The organism is uncultured Roseobacter sp. (genome assembly GCF_947501835.1).
In the GTDB taxonomy this organism is placed as follows: domain Bacteria; phylum Pseudomonadota; class Alphaproteobacteria; order Rhodobacterales; family Rhodobacteraceae; genus Roseobacter.
Window position 1 is genome coordinate 103,921 of sequence record NZ_CANMXR010000013.1, and the last position, 23,168, is coordinate 127,088.

Genomic DNA, 23,168 nt, shown 5'->3' on the forward strand with positions numbered 1-23,168 from the left:
CTCTCTGTCTTCTCGATCGATAGCCTTCCGCCGGCGATAATAACAGCCCTCGAGCCGTCAATCATTTGAGCGGTATGATGCGGGCCGATATGATCGAAACTGTACTGGGAAGCGCCTCCGGCACCTTTGCGGAGGGATCAAACATCACTTCTACTATGGCGCTGCGCGACCCTGATACCGACAGCTGTGTCATCACGATATCTGGCAGCTGAACAACAACCCTCCTGATCCCGCTTTCATCCGCGGGCTCGAATGGCACAAGTCGTTGTACATAAAGCCGCTGTTGGCGTTGATCGGCGCGTAAGAACAGATCAATCGCGGCTGGGAGCTCGCCTCTTTCTGTTCTGACTTGGTAGACGAGCTCAATGGCTGCGCCATTCAATGCTGCATTTGGCCAGTGAACTCGGTACTCAGTGTCTTTGAGATCAGTCGCAGTTTTGCTTTCCTGTTTTTCATCGGAGGCGCATTTTGCATGCAGAACACCATGCGGAACTGCCACTATCAGTGCCGCAGCAAGCAAGGAGGTCCATTGGCAGAATTGTCTCATAGACTGCACATATGGCTTGTTCACGCACCAATCAACTCAACTGAACCTACGTCGGCAACGTCTTTACCTGTCAGCCGACCATCACCGGTCACGGAAAGCAACTGCAACTGCAAGCTGTCTGGTGTTAAGGAACCATTGGTTGCGAGGTAGTTCAGAGGCTCTGTGATATCGACGGAGAAGCTTCTCGGACCACAGAACTCGGGGTTGCAACCAAAGAAGCTGAGCATCCCAGCGAAATGGGGGTCCGTAGAAGGCGTTGCGTCCGAGAGGTACGGGCAATTGACAAAGACTTTCACCGAGTTGCCGTCTGAAGCTGCGAGTGGTTTTACGTTGTTGAGGCGCGCGTAGACACGTCCGGTACCAATTGCAAATGCACTATCGAGAATACTCAGCTGGCGCGGCACGAGTGCTTGCGAACTGATCACGTCAATCACGCCCTCGGACTGGATGTTCAGACGCAGGATCGCGCCAGCAGCAATGGTGCGTTCCACCGGAGCGTTGGCGAAAGCCGACGCGGATCTGCCGAGTTGGAGCTCATCAAAGCCCCTCTGCTCAGCAAGTGACAGTATTTGCGACTGGGCTGCCGCGATTTGCTCCTCCTGAGCTCGCTGCTCCTCGGAGAGCAGTTCCGGTAGCATGAAATCGTAGATGTAGTCATGCTTACTGAAATCGAACTGGTCTGCCATCGCGGGCCTGACGGGTGCTCCATTCTCATCATGGAAAATGCCCTCATAGATCTTGTTGGGATCTGGCATTGTCGCAAGTTGGTCGCTCAAAGGAATCTGGGATTGTGCCCAAATGCGGTCGACGTTTGCGTGGTGCAGCCAAAAACATGGGTCCAGCGGGGAGAGCCCGTCTCGAAAGTGTCCGCGTCGGGTCCCCAGGTTGAAATCTGAGTCTCCACCAGTGAAGACGTGAACTACACCATGAGGGTTTTCAGTCAGATCGGAGAGCAGTTGATAGTCTCGCGCGTCCTCCATTGCCTGAAGGCTTGACGGCGAGAACACACCCGCAAAGCCCGGGTGATCAGCTGCGCCAAGATCTGCGCGGCCATATCTGTGAGGCACACTGTTGATCGGCCCCCAGTTTTGGCCAAAATATCTACCGTCATCATTCCAGGAAGCAACATCAAGGGAGCCGCCGAAGAAGGGAGCAGGCAGACGGACTTTGTTATCTGCCCAATCCCAGTAAGGCAGCGCAAAGTCCGGATCTCCTATCAGCGCTCCACAAATACGCTCAAACAGCACCAGATATGGTCGGTGCCAAGGGAAGAATTCAAGCGTCCCATGTGCACAGAAATCTCCATGCTTTCTTGCCTGTGCAATCCAGGAGATAGGGCTGCTCTCGGGTTGCTCATGCATAAGTTCGACTGCACGACGATAGGCATCAAAGAAGGGATCATCGTTCGCGAGTGATGAAAGCTTCCGGCGCACTCGTTTACCATCTGCTACGGGTGTTTGCGAACTGACTTGAGCACTCATGATTGCGGGGGCACTAAGCGCCGTGGCGACAAAGGCGGTTCCAACTAGAAAATCTCTACGATCCATCCGTAGCTCCTTCCAATCTCTTGTTGATCTTGTTGCGGGTCATAAATGAGTTCTCGACATGGCCCCCTAGACAGCTTTCAGGAGGTCCACCGGTATCTTGGAAATGCGGCGGTGTTTGCGCCAGGAAATCAGTCGTCCAATCGGGATTGTTGGTTCTGGAGACATGATCAGAGAGAATGGAAAGAAACTCGCTTTTGAATTCCAGTCTTGGAAGTGCGCTTTCGATTTCTTGAATCTGCGCGTCCGAAAGCTCTTCAGGCTTAGGACCCACAACATCCTGGCGCGCACCATGCATGACGAATTCAATATCTGGTGAACGTCCGGCAGCTTTGCCGGCGTGCAGTAGAATGGCTTGATAGATCCTTTCAGCGCGTCGATCCGAGATTCCGGAGGCTCTCGCGAACGCAGCTGCGAACTCGCCCGAATTCTCCTCGAACGTCTTTTCAGGATTGCCAGGGTAAACCGGTGACAGGCACAGATCATGCAGTATCGAGGCTTGAAAGACGACGTCGACATCGACGTGAAGCCCTCGCCTGCGCGCATCAATCATTCCTAGTACAAACGTTCTGAGGCAGTAGTTAAACAAGGTTTGCGGGACAGACCTCAACATGATCAGGACGGCATCTTTTGCGAGCTCCGTGTCGGGCAGGCGCACACCTGCAATGGTCTTCGGCAACGAGTACTCAAACACCATTCCTCGCCCACTAGCGGAGACTGAACCAGTTGCATGGTCGGCCGGCCGCATCACGCGCGATCGTTGGAACGGGGCTGGAGGGCAAAAAGAGTACATGCTGTTTTTCCACGACACTGAGGTTGACGCACGGTGTTCGAGCGGACGTTGCCCGGTCTTCGGGCTGTTTCAGTGCAAGCAACTCTGGCATTCACCGGATTGCCGCAAATTAAGGTGAGCCAGTTCGATGGCCCGAAATCTCAGTCGCGCGGGAAGAATGGGACGATAAAAGTGTCATCCTCGAAGGTGACCGTGATGCCATAGGGGCATTGATCAAATCCGGCGTTTTCGTAGGTGACCGGGACGGGCGTCAATACCTGAAGGACATTGCCGCTTGGAGGTGTCGCGGTCATATCAAGACCATAGGTGGTAGGCGTGCCAGTCTGGGACTTGGCCTCAGATAGAGATATCCGGTAACCTGGTGTTGGAGCCATGAACTGACCGGTCATAAGCAGGCCCAGACACCCTGTGTCCGTGGCGACGTAGGTCGCACTGAAGGTCTCTGGCAGGGGGCCAGTATCCTGGGCAACAGCCTCGCTGCTAAGAAACAGGGCCATTGGAACTGCGATCACGATATGTCTCATTGGTACAAACTCCCATATTTTTTCGCTTATGAATTGTGGCTCTGTAGCCAGTACGTCGTGTTGGAGATCAAATGATTTCAGTTGGCAAACCAGCTTAGTGCCTGCTGCCGCTCCGGGGGAGATACACCCAGCTCAGAACCATCGAAGAAATTCTTCTTGATCGCTGCACGGTAGCCGGTTGTATCATAGATGTGCGCTTCAATTGCGCGTGGGGAGTCGAACGTCCGAGCTCCCCCGCCGTCGGTAGTATCGAGCACTTCCTGAATGTAGCAAGAAACTACGCCGCCATAGATCGAAACGCTCGGGCAAGCCCGGTACCAGGTGATACCGCCGCTTGTGTAAGAAACCGTGATGCTTTCGCCGCGCTGAACTGCTTGCCTCAGATCGGCGAGGCTTCCGTCTTTCGCATTCCCAGCTTCATCATGAGAATAGACAGGACCTGCAACTGCGAAGTGCGGGGCCAGAGCTATGAAGACCGCGGTAGTTACTCTGATTAGCATAGTGAATTCCCATTAATCTGCTGCATTGCTTCAATTGTTCCGCCAACGATCTGGAGCTCAGGCCGCGGCTACTCGATACGCAATTTGACTATAGGTGATGTCTCTGCGATCCTGGTGTGAGTTAAGCGTGAAAAGGCAGTCGGTCTCTCGCGATATCAAGCGGGCGCACAGAGAAGTTGAACGGCAGCGGCCGCTTAACTCCTGGTCTTGATGTGTACGAACCGGAATTGGAGTGCGCACAACCGGTTGGTCGGCGTTGCGCCTTCAGAGTTTGCGTTCAGTTCCCCGAGAGATTTGAGTCTCAAGATCCGGGTGAGCCTTGATCAACCCGTTTTTGTACCGGACCCGCTCTTCGCGAACCCGACGATTGCCAGCGCGTTCCGGGTTTTCCGGGTCCGGTCTCAAAACGGGCCGTGCCTTTCTCTGCGGACTCTCAGGATCAGCTATTGTATCGTCTTTCAGGAACTCTCGAGCATTGAAGCTAGCGTACGATGCGGGATCGATGCTGTTCAGCTTGTCGGCTAAGCACCTTACAACCTGCGGCGCTGCCACACTGGTCCCGCCCATGGCCACTTGCCCGCCATTTCGGGTTGCAGCAGCATTGATCCCAGTAAGGATCCTGGAACTGTCTGAAGGGGCGAGGAAGTGTGGTGCACTCAGCTTCTTATCATTGCCCGCTGAGCTGTAGACTGCAGCTCTATCGCTGTCCCAGAGTGCGCCTCCTATGGTGAGAAGTGGGCTGGCATCGTTTGCTGGATTCGTTGCGATGCCGGAGACGGTGCCATTCCGTTTGACAATGCTTTCAGGCTGGCCATGATCTGTCACCATAACGTCTCCAAGCTGATCAAAGCGGTTGTTCTGATGGTTGGCATCCTCAATGTAGGCTTGCCTGCCACGCACTCCGAAGCCTCCAACCGCTTCGTCGCGTTGGACCCAGGCCTGCACCGAACCTCTACCGTCCAAATGTCCTTTGCACGCGACCTTCCAGATGCCATGCGGACAGGGCAGCTGGTTGGTCTTGAGGCATTTGCTTGGTCCGAGTGCAAGGACAACACGCCAGAACGGGGTACAGTCTTCGTCTTTGGGTGGCTTGTGTGGTTTTCTTGCTGCGGGCGGCGTCTCGTTCGGTCGGTCGAGTGAAAGTCTCGCGATGACTGTCCCGGCCTCAAAGCTTTGGCCGCCGTCGCGTCTTCTTTCTGCCAGTACATAGTCGCTATCAAGCGAGGTCTGGTTGGAGTATGGCCCAGACAGATCAAACTCAAAGGACCTCGATCCACCGTCAGGCGGTGTAACAGTGATGACGACCTCCTTTGTCTTTGCACTGAACCATATCTCTACGAAACTAGAGCTTCGATCGTCGGGTTGAACACGTAGTTGGAAGTCCAGTTCAGGCGCAGTCCCCACCGCTGGCCGAGGTCCGACCGCGTGGGTTTGTGACAGATGGCCATTGCCCGCAGGCAGGACGAGTTCGGCAGGGGCTCGAACTCCGCCATGCGATGAGGATTGAATCAAGGCGGTTTCGCGTCGGTATGCTTCAGCTTGCTTGCGCAACGCGCGCTCGACGATATGTTTGCCGATCCTAGGACCTCCGCCAAATCCGTAGCTGAAGTTCACAACGACCGGAATGGGCACTTTGTAGTGGTGGCTCATCTGCAGTGCTCGGGCGAAGATATAGCCTGACGCAGCTATGATGGAAGTCATCAACGACGTTCCCGAGGTATCCTGTGATGCGAACACCGGCAGTTGCACCGCCACAATTCTGCGGTGCAACGCATCCGAGTGATGCGGCTCGTATCCCGCCGCGAGATCGGCGACATGAGTTCCATGGGATCCATGCAGTCTGAGCGATGTAGGAAGATAAGGCCGATCTTCTTGCGCGATCAGACCCAGCTCACGCATCAAGGCATCATCATCGTTTGGGTTGTTCTCGATGGCGAGGGACGTGAGAAAGCCGGGTATCTCTCGCCCGAATGGCACGCTATTCTGACCGGCCCAGGGAGCATCGTGTATCCAGGCAAAGTCAACACGGGATAGACCGTCCTGATCGCGAAACCTGCGATGTCCGATATGGATTGCATCATCTATCAGGCCGACGATGACGAGGTCTTCAGGTCGCTCGAAAGCGAGCAAGAAATTCAGATTTCGGAAGCCTTTGACTGACCCTGATGAGACCTGGTCACCCGCACTGATTGCTCGTATCGGGAGACGGCCAAAGAAGACATTCTCGATAGGATCGGGCTGTGGAGACTGTTCTGGGACAAACGGCGGCTGAACGAAGTTAAACTCCTTTGTCAGAACTGTGATGTCCTGACCGCGCTCGACGACCACGAGAGCGAAGTTGAAGTCTTTTTCCTGATCTTTCGGGATCTCATTGGTGAAGGCATATTGCGCACCGTAAGTTGAAATCCATTGGGAGTACGCGTCAACAATCCGCACGGGGCCGGTGACATCCCGGCCTGCAGGGTTAGCCGCTGGGATGGTTATGTCTTCTTCTGTCAGGAAGGTTACAGGATCGGGAAACCACTCTCTGATCTTTGCCATGATCACCTCCTTTAACGCTTTTTCCATTCAAGCACTGACTTGTCCCAGAGAAGCTTCAGCGGAGCGCTGATCATCGCTGGTGATGCTTGTAGCGGTTGTCCAAGATCGGTCACTATCCCGTCGTGGGCGGGCGGGCGGATGAGCGGATCTGCGTTATCGGTCAGATATACCTCTGTTTTGAAGTCGATTGGGGTGGGGCCACCTGTTCCTGCGGACGGCTGGCTCACCACTTTGGTACCGTCAAAGCCAACAGGGTAGAGACACCCGGCGCCTGTTGCTCGTACGATCATGTACTGGCCAATCAGCAAACCAAGCATTGCGCCGGCCATGGAGTCTGCAGGGAAGTGAACGCCTGCGACTGTACGATTGATGGCAATGCGGGCGGCCTGACGCATCAGTTGATCAACAAATAGAGATGTTACGTTGGTCCGATTTTGATCACCGCGTTCTGCTTCCACAAGTCGCGCCAAAACAACCGCCATAGCAAAGGCTTCCGTCGCATGACCGCTGGGCAAAGTGCCATGACCAGGCGTTGGAATGACAGGCTGGACCTGTGGTGAGAAGGCGTCCGGGCGGTGGCAGGCAAGGGCTTGTTTAACGGAAAGAACAATGTTGGTCGCGAAGACCTGCGTTACGCCGAGGAGTTCATGAGTGAATTCTTTCCGACCTGGGTGAAGATCGGCAATGCTTGTCATGAACGGGACGGGGTATCCCGCCTGCGAGAGGATCTCGGGCAAACGATCAGCCCGCAGATCGGCATAAGCACGCACCAGCTCCAGCTGGGTCTTGAATGCACCGTGATCAGGTCGGGTGAAACCGGCAAGTCTATGAGCCTTGATATCAAAGGTCTCGAGTGTCGCGGTCGCATCGCAAGGTTTGTTAAAGTGATAAAATGCGACTTCGGGGCTGCACCCCGAGGCGCTTGCTGAAACGCCCGTGCTTGCCAGCAAATCCTGCAAAACGACCATCGTCCTGACTATCTGAGACCAGTCCTGGAGGTTTGCAGGGTCACTGAGGGTCCGTTCTTCGGGGTTCAGTGTCGCCCCACTCCATTGACCGACAATTCCATCCCTGGCCAACAACAGACCAGCAGCTGTGGTTCCGTCATAGTTGCCCGCGGCGGCGGCGTTACCGGACATGGCCGTCATAGCCGTCATGGCAGTCGAACCACTCATTGCCGTCATCGCTGTCATAGCCGTCATGGCCGTCATCGCAGTTCCAGTTGCTTGGCTTGACATCAGTCCGTTCTCCCAATGGTTTAAACTATCGCGCAGGCACGCCTGCTTCTTTGAGGGCTTCTGCCCATTTTCGGGTCATGGGACGATCACCTGCTGGGTGATTTCTGAGGTATCCTTCAATAGTCAGTCCCGGCTCAAGGCGCGTCAGCAGTTTTGCGGCTGTGGCGGCTTCCTCGTCTCTGCCCATCAGAGCAAGAGCGATGACTTTCACGCGATGCGATGAGGTATGTCGCGGATTCGCGCAAATCGACTTTTCGGCCAGATCAAGGGCACCAGCGTAGTCTTCGCAGATTGACAGCGCACTGGCCCGAATGATGTCAAAAAAGTAGCTGTAGGGGTCAATGGGTGACAGCTCACAGGCTCTTTTGGCAAAATGCAGGGCCATCTCTCCGTTTCCATCAAACATGTGGAGACGTGAATACATTAGCCATGCAAGTGAGTTGTTAGGATCAATTTCCACCGCCCGATCAAACTGCGCCTCAACTTTGGAAAGGCTCGCCAGATCACTCGACCGGATCATGCCGTCAAACGTCAGGGACAAGGGGCAGTGAGGGTTGCTATCCAGCGCACGTTTCGTGCAATCGATGGCGTTTCGCCCATCCTGCTGGGGATCCGTACTCCAACCCTGCGCAATTGAAAGAACGTACCATTTTCCAAGCCAGGCGTGCAATTCAGAGTTGCCGGGGGTTCGCGAAATCAGTTCTTCCAAGTGACGTCTGGCGCGCGCGAAGCCAGCAAGCCGATGTTGATGCATGTTCGACACGGCCGACATCAGCAGCACGTGGCTCTCCACGTCGCCAGGCGGTCGGCCCTGGGCCATTTCGACCGAGGCTGCGAGAATGCCGTGCCCAATTTGAGAGCACAGATCAAGAAGGTCATGGGAGCCTGCAAGCAGATGAGCTACACGCCCTGAGATCTGCCGCGTCCATTCGATGTGTCCGTTCGCTGTTTGAATCAACTCCGTGTCGATCCGGTATCGACCTTCGTTCAGTCCCACCGATCCATAAACGATGTAGTCGACGTTGAGGGCTTGGCGTATCTGGGTGATGTCCAAGAGTGTTCCATCGACTTTCCGGCTGGAAAGATGCGAGATTACACGTATTAGTCGTGAGCGCGAAAGTGATCGGGAAATCTCTTGGGCAACGAGATCACTAAGGTGTCGTTCTTCTTTAGAGAGGTGACGCGTAGCGAATGGAACAATCGCGATTTTTGGTGCAATGCGACTATGAGGAGTATGCGACGACAGCAAGAAGTCGTTATTTAGCAGCTTTCGTTTCTGATTTACCCACTGAACAAATCCTTCCTCAAGTATGTCAATGCCCTCAGCGAATTCGCCGTCAAGTCGGCTTCCCACCAGATCAAAAGTCGCAGGGTCAAGCCGAATGTCGGCATTGGTTGCTTTGAAGACCCGATCAAAATCATGTCCGAAGATCTTACGAATATCCGACAGTGAGCGGCGAAGGCTCGCTCGTCCATGCTCTTCTCCTGCTCGACGCCAAAGAGTATCCTGGATCCAGCTCCTTGTATGTGTTCCGTTTGGTGCAGTCGCCAGCATCGCAATCAGGGCACGATGCTTGGCGCCACGGATGTCAACGACTTGTCCAGTGTTCCATCGGCAGGAAAAACTGCCATAGAGTCTTATCTGAAGTCTTCGGATAGCCAAAGTCGCACAATCAAAAATAGGATGTCGTTAAATTATGAGTAGAATAGCAGAGATTGATAGATCTCTCACATTTTTTTCACGCGACCTTTTGATCGGACAATGGGCATATTGAGGCCATAGTTGCGAGTGAACTGAGATAGATGGTTGGGAAAGCACTTGAAAAAATCCATGAAGATCGATGCAGGCAGGCCCGTCGAAACTATCCGGGATTTGAGTGATTTCTGTGAGGCATGGCCTAAACTGCGTGAAAGCGTACTGCATCATATCCAGAGCGGCTCTCCCATTGATCAGGATTTGAGGGACACACTTAACTGGATGTGTCTGCTTTCTGATCGGGTCTGCGCTCAGACATCGGACCTTGAGCACTGAGCCGGACTGATTGAGCCAAAGCAGCTGTTATGGTGCCGTTAACTCCCGGACGGTTCGTTTTGTGGATAAGCTGGGTAGGCAGTGGCGCTCGGCGAAGGAAGCAGAGAATCAAGAAGATCGTGAACTCACAATCGAAAGAGCCAGCATTTTGCGTCCGATTTTACAATTGGATTTAGCAGGCAACGATGTGGGTTCGCTGTTGTTGGTTGCGGCAGAGGAGATGGGTGTTTCCCGTAGTTCGGTTTGGGAGTTTTATCACCGGTTGAAGCAAAACGATGGGCGGTCGAGCGCATTGCCGCCCAAGCGCCGTGGCGCAAAACGTCGGTCGCGTCGTTTGGGCCGAGAGGTTGAGGCCATCATTGAGCGTGTCTTGCATTGGCATTACTTGGTGCCTGAGCCGCCTAGTTTTCTCCGGATTGTGGGAGAGATCCGGACTGAGTGCGGAGCCCAGGGATATGCTGAGCCGCTCTTGATACCAACGTCGAGGGGGTAATAGTCTGTGGTAGCAACAAGTAACGATAACTAGGAATTATAGTGAGGCACTGACCTCAAGAAAAGCGGCCGTCCGTTCACCGGTGACCAAGGGCAACGATGCGGACGAAGCCGCCGTTCGAGTTTCGATCACCTATGTCTGCCTATATCTGCTCTTCATCATTCTTTTGAACAGTATGTGTCGCTCGCACTCCGCGCCGTCGGATGCATCTATGAAGTTTTCTACATGTTTGAAGCCAAGTTTTTCATGGACACGACGCGATCCGTTGTTGTCGACAACAAATTCGGACCCGACCTCTGACAAATCCAACACGTCAAAGCCAAATCTCAGCACTTCGCGCGCAGCCTCTGTGGCGTATCCATGGCCCCAGAACAAACGTCCGATCACGAAGCTAATTCCCGGCTTTTTCAAACTGAGACCAACGGTTCCTATAGAAGCAGGACCGTCGCGAACATCGATGCTCCACAAAAAGCGCTCTCTGTCAGTAGCCCTCTCGAGTGTCCTTTCCAGCCACGTTTGTCCGTCCGAAATGCTCGCCGGGATCGGATCACCGGCGAGGTAGGCCGACTCGTGGTCCGTCGCGCGTTCGAACCATGCCGGAATATCGCGCTCATTCGGTGCGCGCATGACGAGCCGGTCAGTTCGCAATGGGGGCATATGCACGTAGTTGGCAGTCACAACAGCAAATCCATCGACCATCTACGCAACTGCTTAGCGGAGATTGATTTGAAGTGCAGCATTTGAGAGGTTTGGGCTCAAACCCGCCATTCCCCACAATGCACGGCAAGCAGCTTTGTTGCCTTTGCCAACCACCAATCACAGGCAGCGGTATGATCGCTCACCCCACCCCCCGCCAAATCCGAACCCTCTGTAACCGCTTTTGCTCATCCATATCCGCGATATAGGCCTCAATGTTCTCCTCCAGGATCGTGTCCCCAATCGCGTCCACCTCGTAAAACCCCAAAATCTGCTGCTGCAGCCAGGTCTGCAAAATCCGGTTGATCCGCGCCTGATACCCGCGCCCCATCGCCCGAAACATCTTGGCCACGCTCTCATCAAGCATCAGCGTCACCCGCACCTTCGGCTCATGGCAGTCAATGTCATGCTTGACCCGAAACCACTCCGCCGGGACCTCACCGCGCAGCATCACAACGTTTCTGAGGGTTGGTTAGATTGGGTCCAGGCGTCCGCGCGACGCCCCTGCCGATGGTTCTTCAGGACATGATCGAGCAGCCTGTTCAATGCTGGAACGAGCAAGAGGGTCATTGCGAGGACCATGAGGCCGGTCAGAAGGAGGGTTCGGAAGGCCAGAGGCCAATGTCCAAGCATTCCCTCAAGGGCGAACAGCAAAGCCGTGATTGTCGGCCCTGCCGATGCTCATCTGATCAGAACCCCATACATGCCAAGCTTCCAAAGCAGCCGCATTGTCTTCAAGATGCGCGATTCTCGTCGTGCCGGCAATAGCGAGAATGCTTGGCGACCGCGCAAGCAGTGTGCGCAGCGCATTGCCAGGATCAACCGTTGCACCCTTTTTCATCGGGTTTGCACCCAAAGGACCTTGGCATGCGTCCACCGGTCTCCGAAACCTTATTGGAGAAAACGCAAATCGATGGCTCAGAAACAGGGGGCCAGACAACACAGTGAGAGGCGCCAGCTTTGCCGATGGCAGGCGCTTAACCGACCAGCCGTGCATAGATGTCGCCCGAATTGGCGTGCTCCGGCAGGCCTGCGATCTCGCAGCGCATGTCACGGGCTGAGGCCCACGCGTCCCACCGCAGCACATGATCTTCGCCGAGGCTGAGGTTGAACTCATATATCCCCAGCATCTCGAGGCGGTCGAGGCATGCAAAAGCGACATCGCGTTGGATCGTTGTGAATTCGAACGAAAGCAACGACAGAGCGTTGCTGAGACCTGCCAGGACCTTCGCCTCATATCCTTCCACGTCGATCTTGACGAAATCCGGCGTGCCGTACTGCGTGATCAATTGGTCCAGCGTTGTGACGGGCACGCGGCTTTGGGTGTCCCAGACCTGATCCTGCCACGCCACTGAGGTCTTGGCGGCCTCCACAAGGTCACGCGACGCGGTCGAAACCGTTGGGTTGTTTGAGTTCAGATACATCTCGAGCTGCCCCGGCGCCGCACCAACGGCCTGACGCAGAAGCGTGGCGCCGGACGTGCGACCATGGATCAACCGCAACGCGCGAAACACACGGGGCTGGGGCTCTAGTGCTACAACAGAGGCACCAAGGCGCAGAAAACTGGCGGTGCGGTCGCCCACATGGGCACCGATATCGAACGCAAGCCCGCCCTTGCGGATGAATTTCGCATTCAAGCGGTCCATCAGCTGCGTGCGCGCGGTGTCGCGGTAGTAGACATCCAGTGAGCGACCGATCCCGTCGAGCCTTTGTCGCATCCCGCACGTCTCCTGAGTTGACCAGACCACTTTGCTATCTGGTCACTCTTTATCAGACAAGAGCGCGATGTTTTTTGCCCCCGTCAGACGTACCGCGAGAGATTATATTTGTGGATGCTAAGCCCTGCGCCTAACATGTGATGCGTGTCAGTAAGCGAGGCAATACAGCATGACCCCTCCGTCACAGTCCTACAAAGCCGGAGCGCGCTTGCTACACTGGTCCATGGCCATTCTTGTCATCGCCATGGTGCCCGTCGGGTTTTTGATGATCCAGAAGGGCCTAGACCGCTCGCTGCAAAACAACCTGTTCATTTTCCACAAGAATGTTGGTGTGTTGCTGCTGATCCTGATCGTTATCCGCATCATCTATCGCTGGCGTAATGCGCCGCCGCCAGAGCCCACACATCTCGCCACGTGGCAGCTGAAGGTCGCCGGCGCCACGCATTGGTTGCTCTACACTTTGCTCTTCGTGATGCCCGTCGCCGGATATGTCCGCGTCCGTGCGGGCGGCTTCCCGATTGAGGCGCTGGATGCCATGGGAGTGCCTGCGCTGGTCCCGAAATCCAAAGAACTGGCAGCCTTTGCGAAGTCCGTGCATTTCTATGGCGGCTGGGCGATTGCCATCCTGATGGCCATGCATATTGCCGCCGCTCTGCGGCATGGTTTGATCAAGCGGGATGGCGTGTTCTCGCGGATGTGGCCTACGAAACCCTAAGCCGCCCGATAACCTGCTCGAAAACCTGGGCCGTCATGGTCCAAGTCGGCAGGTCTTCGGCGCGGGCTTTTGACAGGCCGCTGTAGTGCCGCGCCGTTTCAGGCTTCTCCAGCAATTGCCGCAAAGCGCTCGCAAAGCGGGTGGGATTATCAGCCGGCGTCAGAATCCCCGCCGCGCCAACAGTTCCCGGAACCGCGCCCACATCGCAGGAGACGACCGGCAGACCGAACAGCATAGCCTCGCTGAGCACCATCCCATACCCCTCGTAACGGGTGGCGAGCGCAAAGATATGCGCGGCGTTGAAATAGGCGGTCAGAGCGGATGCGTCCAATTCACCAGCGAAGACGACCCTACCCGTCAGCCCAAGCCTATCGCATTGATCTCGCAACCCTTTCACGACTGCAGCGTCATAGGCCTTGCCAACGATCACAGCTTGCCAATTCAGCTCCGTGATGCGCGAAAGCGCGTCCAACAAGACATCATGCCCTTTGCGTTCAGCGAGCAGCCCCACAGACAGGATCAGCGGCGGGTTCGCGGGCTTCCGGCGGACAAGGGGCCGATCGAACCCAGGAAAAGCGATGGAGATATCCTCGGGACGCGCCCCAAACTCTTGGACCAGTACCTGCGCCGTGTGGGGGCTCGGCACGATAACGTGTGCTGCGTGTTTCAGGGCGGCGGCCTCGTTTGCACGCAGAAACGCCGCGCGGTCAGAGGGGAGCCCGGTCTCAAGGCCAAGTGGGTGGTGGATCATCGCAATGACCGGCGCGCGGACCTGTGCCAGCCCAGCGGGATCAATCGCCCCAAAGACCAAACCGTCCAAGATGATCGCCTGATCCGCAGGCACTGCGCACAACGCGTCAACCGTCGTCGTCATGTCGGACGCGGTCGGCTCCGGAAAGCTGTCAGGCAGTTGCAGATGAGCCGTCTCGACCCCAATTTTATTGAGCACACGCAGCACAGTTGCCTCGTAGATGAACCCACCCGTGCGGCGATCTTTGTCGCCTGGAATTGCAAAGACGGCTTGTGTCATGTGACCTGCTCACTTGCGTAGATATTCAGGACTGCGCGCTCTACCGAGACGACAACCGCGTATAGCAACGCGGCGAACACGGTAATGGCCACGATGCACACCCAGAGCATGTTGTAGTTCGACGTGGTTGCGGTCAGAGCCATCAAGACGCCTATCCCCTTGCCCGTGGCCAGCCACTCGGTCGTCGTCACGGCAAGGATCGCCGCGGGTACCGCCATCTTGGCCGCTGCAAAGAAGGCGGGCAACATCGCAGGGATTTGCGCTGTGAAGAGCAGGCGAAAACGCCCCGCCCCATAGCTGCGGAACAGGTCGGTGATCTGCCCCGGTGCCTGACGCAAACCCTGCGCGCAGGCCACGAAGGTCGGGAAAAAGATCATCACCGCGACGACCGTGATGGTGCCAGCTGCCCCGCGCCCCAAGGCCAGCACAATCAGCGGTGCGGTCGTGATGATCGGGATCGCCCTGAGCGCGACGGATACCGGCAGAACGATGACCGCAACTGCCGGGGTCAGGACAACGATCATCGCAAACCCCGCGCCAAGGAGTAACCCCGCGAGGTAGCCCGGAAGCGTGGTCTTGAAGGTCTGAATGAGCGCGGCCCATAGTGTGGCGCGTGCCTCGCCGTTGGACGCGAGATAGCTCAAGACATCGCCGGGGCGTTTGGCAAAGAAGCGGTTCAGACCGAAGGCGTCCATGGTGACCTGCCACAGCAGCAAGATAAGCAATACGATCCCGATAACCTCAAACACACGATGCAAGACCGGGCGTCGCTTCAACGACGCGGGCGGCGACAGGATCAATGTGGGCACGTAACCCACAAGCCACCGGCCCAGCCACCCGAACGCGCCATAGGCCAGCATCGAGACGCAGGCCGACACCATTGCGAGCGTCCATGTGGCGTCCACGTCCAGCGCACGCATGGCTCTGAGCGTCAGAACGCCGAGACCACGCTCAGACCCTGTGAATTCCCCGATCATCGCACCCAGAAACGCCGCTGGGGCCGCAATTTGGAGGCCAACGAAGAGGTATGGCACGCTCGCCCGTGCGCGGACCGTGAAAAGTGCCGTAATCGCACTGCGCCCATACACCTGCACCAAATCGAGCCAACTCTGCGGCATTGCGCGCAATCCGACGATAAGGGCGAGGAAGGTTGTGTAGTACACCGCGAGCGCGGCCAGCGCGATTTCAGGCACGTCCCCGGGGCCTGCGATGACACGCAGGATGGGTCCTGTGGCGACCATGGGCAGGCAGAAGATGACAAGGGCAATGGTCGCGGTCAGCCGCTCCACACTCGGGATCAGAATGACCAATCCAGCCATAAGGATCGCGGCCAGATTGCCCCAAATGAACCCCCAAGCCGCGTTCTCAGCGGTGGCCATGGTCGCGCGGGCAAGCAAGCCTGCGTTTTGGGCAAGGTAGGACAAGATGCCAAAAGGCCCTGCAAAAACGAAGCTGTCCGGATACGGCCACGCCGCGCCCTGCCACAGCACCAAAGCGACGAGAACCCCTGCGATGCGGATCAAGCCTCGCATCTAGGCGGGCACACCCAAGGCCTGCAGCACCTGTGCGGTTTTGGCCTGAAATGCCGGTGTGTTTGTCAGATTGGACGTTCGCGGCCCGTCGAATGTCACGGGGATATCCGCCATGACGGATGCGGGCCGGGGCGACAAGACCACGATGCGGTCCGACAAGGAGACCGCCTCGCTGACCGAATGGGTGACGATCAGTGTCGTCGTGTTTCGATCCCGCCAGAGCGGTGGCAGGTCGATGTTCAAACGGCTGCGGGTTAACGCGTCAACAGCGCCGAAGGGCTCATCAAGCAGCAATACCTCCGGTTGCGAGATCAGACTGCGCGCAATAGCTGCGCGTTGGCGCATGCCGCCCGAAAGCTCTCCGGGGCGATAGTCCTCAAACCCTGCAAGGCCGACCAAAGCGATCAGGTCATCCACGCCCCGGGCGGGTTTGCGCGCCAGTGTCGCGCCAAGTGCCACGTTGCCGCGCACGGTCCGCCACGGCAGGAGGGCGTGGTCCTGAAAGGCCATGGACAGCCCGCCGCGCTTTGCCAGAGCCATAGGGCTATCGACGCCAATTCGCACAGCTCCACCGGTCGGCGCTTCCAGCCCGGCGATCACGCGCAATAAGGTGGATTTGCCACAGCCCGAGGGCCCGACCAGAGCCGTTGTTTGACCAGCTTCAAACGTCAGGTCGAGCGGCGCGATGACCTGAGCGCCATCGAACCGCTTGATCAAACCTTCGCAGCGGATTTCGGTGTCAGACAAGGCCCTAGCTATGGACTTCTTCCAGCAGGGAGCGATCCCAAAGATCCACTGCCACCTCCCGATCCAGCAGCGCCAATGTCTCGATATTGTCGGCTATCGTCTCCTCGGTGAACCAACCAAACCCGTGGCTCTCCGTCAGCTCTGAAAACATCAAAGGCACCTGCCGCGCCGCTTGCAGCTCTTGGGTCGGCGCATCAAGGCCCGCGTCCGGGAACATCTCAAGGGTGAGCGCTGCTGCCGCGTCCGTGTCGGCCAAGTAGTCGTTCCACCCCATGACCTCGCCCTTCAGCATCGCCACCAGATCGGCGCGTCGGTTCGCGATGCTGTCCTCGGTCGCAATATAGGTCTGCGAATGGACAGAATAGCCGTGATCGGCCATGAGCATGGTCGTGTTCTCGACACCCTTAATGGTCATCGCGACGGGCAGATCGGTTTCCCAGCACAGCAGGCAATCGACCTGACCAGTGACCAATGGTGCGGGGTCGTACTGCGTGGGCACGATCTCGATTTGGCTGATATCCACGTCATTGAGCGTGCAGAGCGCTTGCAGGACCGGCGTGTTTGAGACCGACATTCCGATCTTCTTGCCCACGAGATCGCTGGGTGTGTTCACGGGGTTTGCGGCCAGAGATGCAATCGCAAAGGGGTTCTTCTGCATCGCGACCGCAATGATCTTGAACGGCGCACCTTCCGCGACCGCAGCGGCGGTGTAGTCCGCCGCCGAGATGCCCATGAGCGCATTGCCCGATACAACGGGGGGCTCGACCGGGGCGTTTGGCCCTCCTTGGGTCAGTGAGACGTCCAGCCCGAGGTCAGACCAATAGCCTTTCTTTGACGCGATATAGCTGCCGCCAAACTGCACGGAATGAAGCCAGGAGAGCTGGAAATTCACCTGCGTCAGATCGGCGGCCAGGGCGGGCAACCCAAGAGAGGCAGCACCCAAAGCGGCGCTGGTTTTCAGGAATGTGCGGCGATTGGGACGGATAAGACGTGTCACGGCGACTCCAGTTTAACAGTTTTTGAAAGAGGGTTTGCTTGGCTTGGGACAGCCAAAAAGACCAAGGCGGGCAAGGCCGCGAGGGTGATGGCGGTGCCATAGGCGATGCCCATGGCGATGCCGGCGCTTGGGGTTGCGCCGATGAGCGGGAAAAGAGCGGCGGCGGCACCCTCCCGCCACCCCCAACCACCGACGGACAGGGGGATCAACATGGCAGAAAGGACGAGGGGGATCAGCGTGAAGGTCGCGCCGATTGGGATGATCGTGCCAGTTGCGCGGGCGCAGGCGTAGAGGCTGAAGATCAGCAAAACCACGATGACCGCTGCGTTGAGGATGAGGTGGAGGTTGCGCATCAGCCCAAGGACGAGGCGCAGGAAACGCGCGGTTGATGTGTCCCGGCGTGCAAATACGGTGGCCGTCAACGCCGCGACGCCCAGTGCCGCAAGGCCCAGCCATGTGATGGGCGGCCAAGCGATCCCGCCGGGGAGGAGCAGCGCGCAGGCAAAGCCCACAGCCATGAAGAGGAACATCGCGATCTGCCCGATCAGGCGCTCGGCTGCGACGGATTGGGCCGCGCGGATCAGGTCACCGTCATGCCGGATGCGAATAGCCCGCCCGACATCACCAACGACGCCGCCCGGCAGCACTGCGTTCACGAGCTGCGAGATGTAATACTCCGCCAAAGCGCGCTTGAACGGCAGCTCCATCAGCAGGGCGTGTGTCAAGATCTGCCAGCGCCTGGCCATCAGGAAGGTTGAAACCGTGAGCGACAGCCATGCCACCCCAAGCCACATAGGGTCCGCGCCTCGCAAACGCTCTGCGACCGCTTCGGCATCGGCCCACCACAGCAACAGCGCGAGTGTCGCGACTGAGACGGAAACTTTCACGACCCGCGTCATTCGTCTTGCACCTCCACCACTTGGGTGCCTCCGCTGAACGCGTCGATGAAATCATTGCGGAAGCTGTCCATGCGCCGTACCGGCCCGTCGGGTTGCGGGATCAGCCCCTCAGACCACCCCCAGCTCTCGATCAACGCCACCAGACCCGGTGGGCCGATCATGTGAACAGGCACATCCATGTTGTCACTACCCGCCACAAAGCCCGCCGCCTGATGATCCCCAATGATAAAAACAAGCGGAGCCTGATCGCCGAGGCGTGCGACATGCGACAGGGTCGCGTTCAGGGAATAGTCGACCGCTTTACGATACGCCTCGCGGATGTCATCACGGTTCTTCCACAGCTCACGCGGCGTCGGACCGCGCGCCGCCATTTCGTTGAAGATCGTGCCATCGCCCACGCCCTCCCACGCAACCATATCCGGCACGGGAACCCACGGCGCATGGGACGATATCAGTGCAATCTGAAGGAAATCGGGGCGTGGGTCATCAGGTAACAGGCTGGGATAGGTCGCCAGAGTGAACTGGTCGGGCATCGTGACCCAGTTAAACCGCTCACCCTTATAGGGAATTTCAGTGGCGGGGATGACCAGCTCGAACCCCATCTTACTGCTTTCAGGCCAAGCCATTGTGATTGCGGGCATAACCGTGGCGGTGCGATAGCCTGCGTCTTGCGCAAAGTGAAACAGCCATTTGTGACCGCTGGCCAGCATCGCGGTGTAACGGCCATTATCCGAGGTCCACAAACCGCTGGCCAAGCTGCCATGTGCAAGCCAGCTTTGACCGCCGGCCGTGGGCGAGGTCAGCCAGCCACTGCGCATGGCAAACCCGGCATCCGCGATGGCGGGCTCATAGCTCTCAAGCGTCGCCATATGTGTGGGGGCGTAGAGCGCGTTGTCGAAACTCGCCCGACCATAGCTTTCGATGTAAATCAGGATCACGTCATGGCCATCAAGCCCGTCCATCAGGTTCGTGGCGTCAGCGTAGATGTCGTTCTGGGCCGCCTCGCTGAACTGCGCGAGATCGATGGCGGTGGCGCGCATCGCAGCCGCGCGTTTGAAGGCCAGTCGGGACGTCCAGGCGGTGCCGGGTGGGCTGCGCTCAAACTTCCAGAACTCAAGATGATGTCCAGCGTCTGCGACGGCCCAGCCCCCGAACCCGAACGCGCCGATCACAGCGCCGATGCGGGCGACGTTCGGCATCTCAAGACCGGCCCAGACCCGCAAGCTATGGACCAAGGCGAAGAGCCACAGCACCATCGCCACGATCACACCGGCGATCAAGAGGTAGGTTAATGGCGTCCCGATACTGTCACTCAGCAGGCTTATCCCCGCGTTGATCAAAGAGGCATCGAGGATCGGGTTAAACGTCCGGTTATAGGCCGCAAACATGCCGATATCTGCCAGCTTCATGAACGTGACCACGACCAATACCAGCGCCAGCGCCCACACCACCCAAGCCCGCCGCCCGAAAGCAATCATGCACAGCAGGAGAACCGGAAGCTCCAGCGGCCATCGGTTGAGTGAGGACAGCTTGAGCATGCCGGAATGGTTGGGCAGAACCAGCGCAAAGAAGATCACAAGCGCGCCCAAACTCAGGAAGAAGAACTTCTTCATTTCCGCTCCCTGAACAGCCAGCGAATATCGATCGCAAAGGACCACAACAACAGGAGCGCCGCACTGACAGAGATCGGCCAGAGAAGCGCTGCGGGCGTGAGGGGGCACAGCAGGATGATCAGTGCCGCGATTTGGACAACGCAGACCGCCTTGCGCCGGAAGCTCTCTGGAAGTGCGCCACCCAGCTTTGGGATCACGATACTCGCCGCTACAAACACATAGCGCGTGAAGCCCAGCACCAGTACCTCTGACCCTGCGCGTCCGTTGCTGAGCAGGATCAGGGCAAGGAGCGCGCCGAGAACGGCGTCCGTCTCCATATCAAATCGAGCACCGAAGGCCGAGGACAGGCCGGACCTTCGGGCCAGCCAACCGTCGAGCCCGTCCATCGCGAAGGCAACACTCGCGATCACAAAGACGATCCAAGGGGCGGCGCCGGGCTCAAGAACCGCGCCCGCCAGGACAGAAATCATAGCGGCCCGAGCCAAAGTCACGCTGTTACAGGACCCCAGCACGCTGTGCGGATAGGTGAGGATCAAGCCGCGCAAGGCAGTCGCACTAATCACCACAAACATGGCGACCGGAACGCCGATACTGCCGAACAGCGCGGCAGCCCCAAAGGCCACCCCAATCAACAATACAAACGCCAACACGATGAAAGCGACCGAAGGCCGCGTGGCCCTGTCGTTCTGCCAAACCTGTTGTGGGTCGCTATTAATCACCGAGCACTCTCTTTCATGCGTATAAGGCCAATTTAGATCGCCAATTACAAAGGGCTAATGGGTCTACGCGCGAGCACTCGCGTTTACTCGCCCATTTCACAAATATCGACGTCACCATGCAAAGGCCTATGATCCGAGGCGAGATTTGTATCTGGATGATCAATGACAAAGGCGGCGCTGACCCGCCCCGGCGCGTCGGTCAAAATACGGTCCAGCGGCAGCAGCGGGCGGCCTGTGGGGAACGTCGCTTTGCTGGGGCCACGTAGCGCCGTTCCCACGACCGTCCTAGAGAACGCCAGCCCCCGCCAAGGGGACCATTCGTTCAAATCGCCCAGCAAGAGTGTCTGCATCTGGGGTCGTCTTCGGATGTATTGCCCAATGACCCGCATCTGCATGATGCGTAGCGGCTGGGACAAGGAAAGATGCGTCGAGATTATGCGACACTCCCGCCCATGCACCTTAGTTTCAACACTGATTGCCCCGCGGTGGCAGTGCCCCGGCAGATCAATCACATCCGCATGAAGGCGCTTGAGCTCCGGGTGAAGAAACAGAATCGTCCCTAAAAACCCATCGCTCTGTGGACCCCAGCGAAGGCCGGGCTGATCGTGTATGTAGTCGAGGCCGGTCAGCTCAGAAATCCGCTCCACGTCAATGATCCGCGCATGGGGACGGCACGCGCCATCGGCCTCCTGCAGCGCGAAAACATCCGGAGCCAATGGCACGATGGCAGAGCCGATCGCATCCACGATACGATCCGGATCAACTCGGCCGTCTTGGCCTTTTGCGCGATGGATGTTCCAGGTAACGCAACTAAGTTTTGCCAATATCGCTTCCTTCGGTCACGTTAAGTTTACCGAGTGATCGCCCCGATTACAGTTTTTTGCTGCAGTGTAAGCTATCGCACGAACACATCCTGCCAACCAATGTTGGAGAAAAAAATGCGTCTTTATCTGAGCACTGCCATCATCGCCATTAGTCTTGGGACAGGCGCAATCGCAGCGCCCGCTCAATACGAGCTCGACCCCGAACACACCACAGTCTTTTTCACGGTGGATCATATCGGATACGCTGGGACTTTGGGCGTCTTCGGCTCCGTTGAGGGCACGTTCACCTACGATATGGACACTCAGGACCTAAGCGACGTGAAGGTGAGCATCGACGCCAAAAGTGTGAACACCTTTAACAAAGCCCGCGACGGACATGTCAAGAAAGCCGACTTCCTGAATGTCAGAAAGCACCCAAAGATCACCTTCGTGGCGTCAGGCGGTAAGGCCGCGAGCAAGACATCCGGCACGGTCACCGGCGATCTGACAATTTTGGGCAATACCCGGCCGGTCACATTGAATGTGAAGCTGAACAAGGCCGCCCCCTATCCGTTTGGGCATAAGCGTTTCGTGCTTGGCTTATCCATGGACACTGCCATTGACCGCAGTGATTTCGGCATGAGCTACGGCGTGGCCAACGGACTGGTCGGCGACACTGTATATATCACTATCGAAGCGGAAGCGATGCAGATGAAGTGAGGGGGGTTCCCGTCGCAACTGCCTGCGCAGAAATATCTAAAACGTGCCATCATACAGCTCGTCAATGGGGGTTTATTGTGAGCAACCACGTCATCGACACCACGCGGTTCCACAGCGGCTCGGCCAGGTTTTTTGCACTAGGTCCGGATAAAAGCCGCGCAGCGCAAACAACCACAATCAAAGGCGCCTCAGAAGCAAACACATCGCGTAGACCCGCATAGGACGCATCCTGAAGATCAACCGCTGCAATGCGTTTTTGAAACACCGCCGGTGAGGTTCTGATCACAAGATCGGTTCTTTTCCATCACCTGACGACACAACGGTGCTGCTTGGGCGGGGGCCAGATCAGCTATCGATCGTTCTGAGGCCGTATGGCATGAACGAGTGCGGGGTCGGTCTGCCACGGACGGGCTGAACATAGCATGCCATGATGACCACCCTCTCCGCTCTTACCTCAATCCGCGGCTGACAACGTGTGCCCAGGATACTGACGCCCAAGAATGTGCCGTTCAAATTTGGCGCACTTTTTGAGAGAGAGCTGAATGGAACCGTTCAACCGTCACCGACACGTGATCGCTTGGCATTCGCGAAGCCTTTGATGGAGGGCCTCGCGGTTCTGAAAAAATCCCTCTGGCCCAGCTCCCCCAAAGCAGCCATTCGCACGGGGCGCAGCATTAGTCACTTTGGGCTTATTTTGTTGAAGAAGTCGCTTTGATTTGGGAGGATGGCCGCCTCGCTGCGTTGGTCGCGGGCTTATTGTTCCGCCC

At 57.3% G+C, this 23,168-nt stretch carries 22 protein-coding genes; 2 read left to right on the forward strand and 20 right to left on the reverse strand.

The features are described from left to right. Positions 1-61: 61 nt before the first annotated feature. The 12 genes from Q1A20_RS21955 to Q1A20_RS22010 all read right to left on the reverse strand — a co-directional run bounded on the left by Q1A20_RS21955 (position 62) and on the right by Q1A20_RS22010 (position 12,626). Positions 62-547, reverse strand: a complete 486-nt coding sequence (locus Q1A20_RS21955) for a hypothetical protein (protein ID WP_299918731.1) — start codon at positions 545-547, stop codon at positions 62-64. Positions 548-567: 20 nt separating this feature from the next. After that, a complete protein-coding gene (locus tag Q1A20_RS21960) occupies positions 568-2,094 on the reverse strand; it encodes a tyrosinase family protein (RefSeq protein WP_299409988.1) in 1,527 nt (508 codons plus the stop codon). Beyond that, a complete protein-coding gene (locus Q1A20_RS21965) occupies positions 2,084-2,788 on the reverse strand; it encodes a hypothetical protein (protein WP_299409989.1) in 705 nt (234 codons plus the stop codon). The genes Q1A20_RS21960 and Q1A20_RS21965 overlap by 11 nt, the downstream gene beginning before the upstream one ends. Positions 2,789-3,024: 236 nt before the next feature. Continuing rightward, the gene (locus Q1A20_RS21970) at positions 3,025-3,408 is read right to left on the reverse strand and encodes a hypothetical protein (RefSeq protein ID WP_299409990.1); all 384 of its coding nucleotides are present in this window, start codon (positions 3,406-3,408) and stop codon (positions 3,025-3,027) included. A gap of 77 nt (positions 3,409-3,485) precedes the next feature. Continuing rightward, the gene (locus tag Q1A20_RS21975) at positions 3,486-3,908 is read right to left on the reverse strand and encodes a hypothetical protein (RefSeq protein WP_299409991.1); all 423 of its coding nucleotides are present in this window, start codon (positions 3,906-3,908) and stop codon (positions 3,486-3,488) included. A 264-nt stretch (positions 3,909-4,172) separates the two neighbouring features. Beyond that, positions 4,173-6,449 (reverse strand): S8 family serine peptidase, encoded by a 2,277-nt coding sequence (locus Q1A20_RS21980; protein WP_299409993.1) that lies wholly within the window; start codon positions 6,447-6,449, stop codon positions 4,173-4,175. Between the two features lie 11 nt (positions 6,450-6,460). Beyond that, positions 6,461-7,687, reverse strand: a complete 1,227-nt coding sequence (locus Q1A20_RS21985; RefSeq protein WP_299409995.1) for a phosphatase PAP2 family protein — start codon at positions 7,685-7,687, stop codon at positions 6,461-6,463. 25 nt (positions 7,688-7,712) lie between these two features. After that, the gene (locus Q1A20_RS21990; RefSeq protein WP_299409996.1) at positions 7,713-9,350 is read right to left on the reverse strand and encodes a hypothetical protein; all 1,638 of its coding nucleotides are present in this window, start codon (positions 9,348-9,350) and stop codon (positions 7,713-7,715) included. Positions 9,351-10,344: 994 nt separating this feature from the next. Then, complete coding sequence (locus Q1A20_RS21995; RefSeq protein ID WP_299409999.1) at positions 10,345-10,911, reverse strand: GNAT family N-acetyltransferase; 567 nt, start codon at positions 10,909-10,911, stop codon at positions 10,345-10,347. 139 nt (positions 10,912-11,050) lie between these two features. Next, positions 11,051-11,359 (reverse strand): BrnA antitoxin family protein, encoded by a 309-nt coding sequence (locus Q1A20_RS22000; protein ID WP_298975105.1) that lies wholly within the window; start codon positions 11,357-11,359, stop codon positions 11,051-11,053. 186 nt (positions 11,360-11,545) lie between these two features. Beyond that, complete coding sequence (locus tag Q1A20_RS22005; protein WP_298975104.1) at positions 11,546-11,749, reverse strand: hypothetical protein; 204 nt, start codon at positions 11,747-11,749, stop codon at positions 11,546-11,548. A 136-nt stretch (positions 11,750-11,885) separates the two neighbouring features. Next, complete coding sequence (locus tag Q1A20_RS22010; RefSeq protein WP_298975102.1) at positions 11,886-12,626, reverse strand: FkbM family methyltransferase; 741 nt, start codon at positions 12,624-12,626, stop codon at positions 11,886-11,888. Positions 12,627-12,795: 169 nt separating this feature from the next. Between Q1A20_RS22010 and Q1A20_RS22015 the strand changes: the two genes are divergently transcribed. After that, a complete protein-coding gene (locus tag Q1A20_RS22015) occupies positions 12,796-13,341 on the forward strand; it encodes a cytochrome b (RefSeq protein ID WP_298975100.1) in 546 nt (181 codons plus the stop codon). Here Q1A20_RS22015 and Q1A20_RS22020 read toward each other — a convergent pair. From Q1A20_RS22020 to Q1A20_RS22055, 8 genes are all read right to left on the reverse strand, one after another. Then, a complete protein-coding gene (locus tag Q1A20_RS22020; RefSeq protein ID WP_298975098.1) occupies positions 13,328-14,371 on the reverse strand; it encodes a glycosyltransferase family 4 protein in 1,044 nt (347 codons plus the stop codon). The genes Q1A20_RS22015 and Q1A20_RS22020 overlap by 14 nt on opposite strands. Next, the gene (locus Q1A20_RS22025) at positions 14,368-15,903 is read right to left on the reverse strand and encodes an ABC transporter permease (protein ID WP_299918738.1); all 1,536 of its coding nucleotides are present in this window, start codon (positions 15,901-15,903) and stop codon (positions 14,368-14,370) included. The genes Q1A20_RS22020 and Q1A20_RS22025 overlap by 4 nt, the downstream gene beginning before the upstream one ends. Continuing rightward, on the reverse strand, positions 15,904-16,650 hold the full coding sequence (locus tag Q1A20_RS22030) for an ABC transporter ATP-binding protein (RefSeq protein ID WP_299410010.1): 747 nt from the start codon (positions 16,648-16,650) through the stop codon (positions 15,904-15,906). 4 nt (positions 16,651-16,654) lie between these two features. Beyond that, complete coding sequence (locus Q1A20_RS22035; protein WP_299410011.1) at positions 16,655-17,647, reverse strand: ABC transporter substrate-binding protein; 993 nt, start codon at positions 17,645-17,647, stop codon at positions 16,655-16,657. Next, a complete protein-coding gene (locus tag Q1A20_RS22040; RefSeq protein WP_299410013.1) occupies positions 17,644-18,546 on the reverse strand; it encodes a lysylphosphatidylglycerol synthase transmembrane domain-containing protein in 903 nt (300 codons plus the stop codon). The genes Q1A20_RS22035 and Q1A20_RS22040 overlap by 4 nt, the downstream gene beginning before the upstream one ends. Next, complete coding sequence (locus Q1A20_RS22045; protein WP_299918741.1) at positions 18,543-20,159, reverse strand: sulfatase-like protein; 1,617 nt, start codon at positions 20,157-20,159, stop codon at positions 18,543-18,545. The genes Q1A20_RS22040 and Q1A20_RS22045 overlap by 4 nt, the downstream gene beginning before the upstream one ends. Continuing rightward, complete coding sequence (locus Q1A20_RS22050; protein ID WP_299410016.1) at positions 20,156-20,878, reverse strand: CDP-alcohol phosphatidyltransferase family protein; 723 nt, start codon at positions 20,876-20,878, stop codon at positions 20,156-20,158. The genes Q1A20_RS22045 and Q1A20_RS22050 overlap by 4 nt, the downstream gene beginning before the upstream one ends. Before the next feature lie 83 nt (positions 20,879-20,961). Next, complete coding sequence (locus Q1A20_RS22055; RefSeq protein ID WP_299918743.1) at positions 20,962-21,702, reverse strand: endonuclease/exonuclease/phosphatase family protein; 741 nt, start codon at positions 21,700-21,702, stop codon at positions 20,962-20,964. Between the two features lie 114 nt (positions 21,703-21,816). Here Q1A20_RS22055 and Q1A20_RS22060 point away from each other — a divergent pair, with 114 nt between their 5' ends. Then, the gene (locus tag Q1A20_RS22060) at positions 21,817-22,401 is read left to right on the forward strand and encodes a YceI family protein (protein WP_299918745.1); all 585 of its coding nucleotides are present in this window, start codon (positions 21,817-21,819) and stop codon (positions 22,399-22,401) included. Positions 22,402-23,168 lie beyond the last annotated feature (767 nt).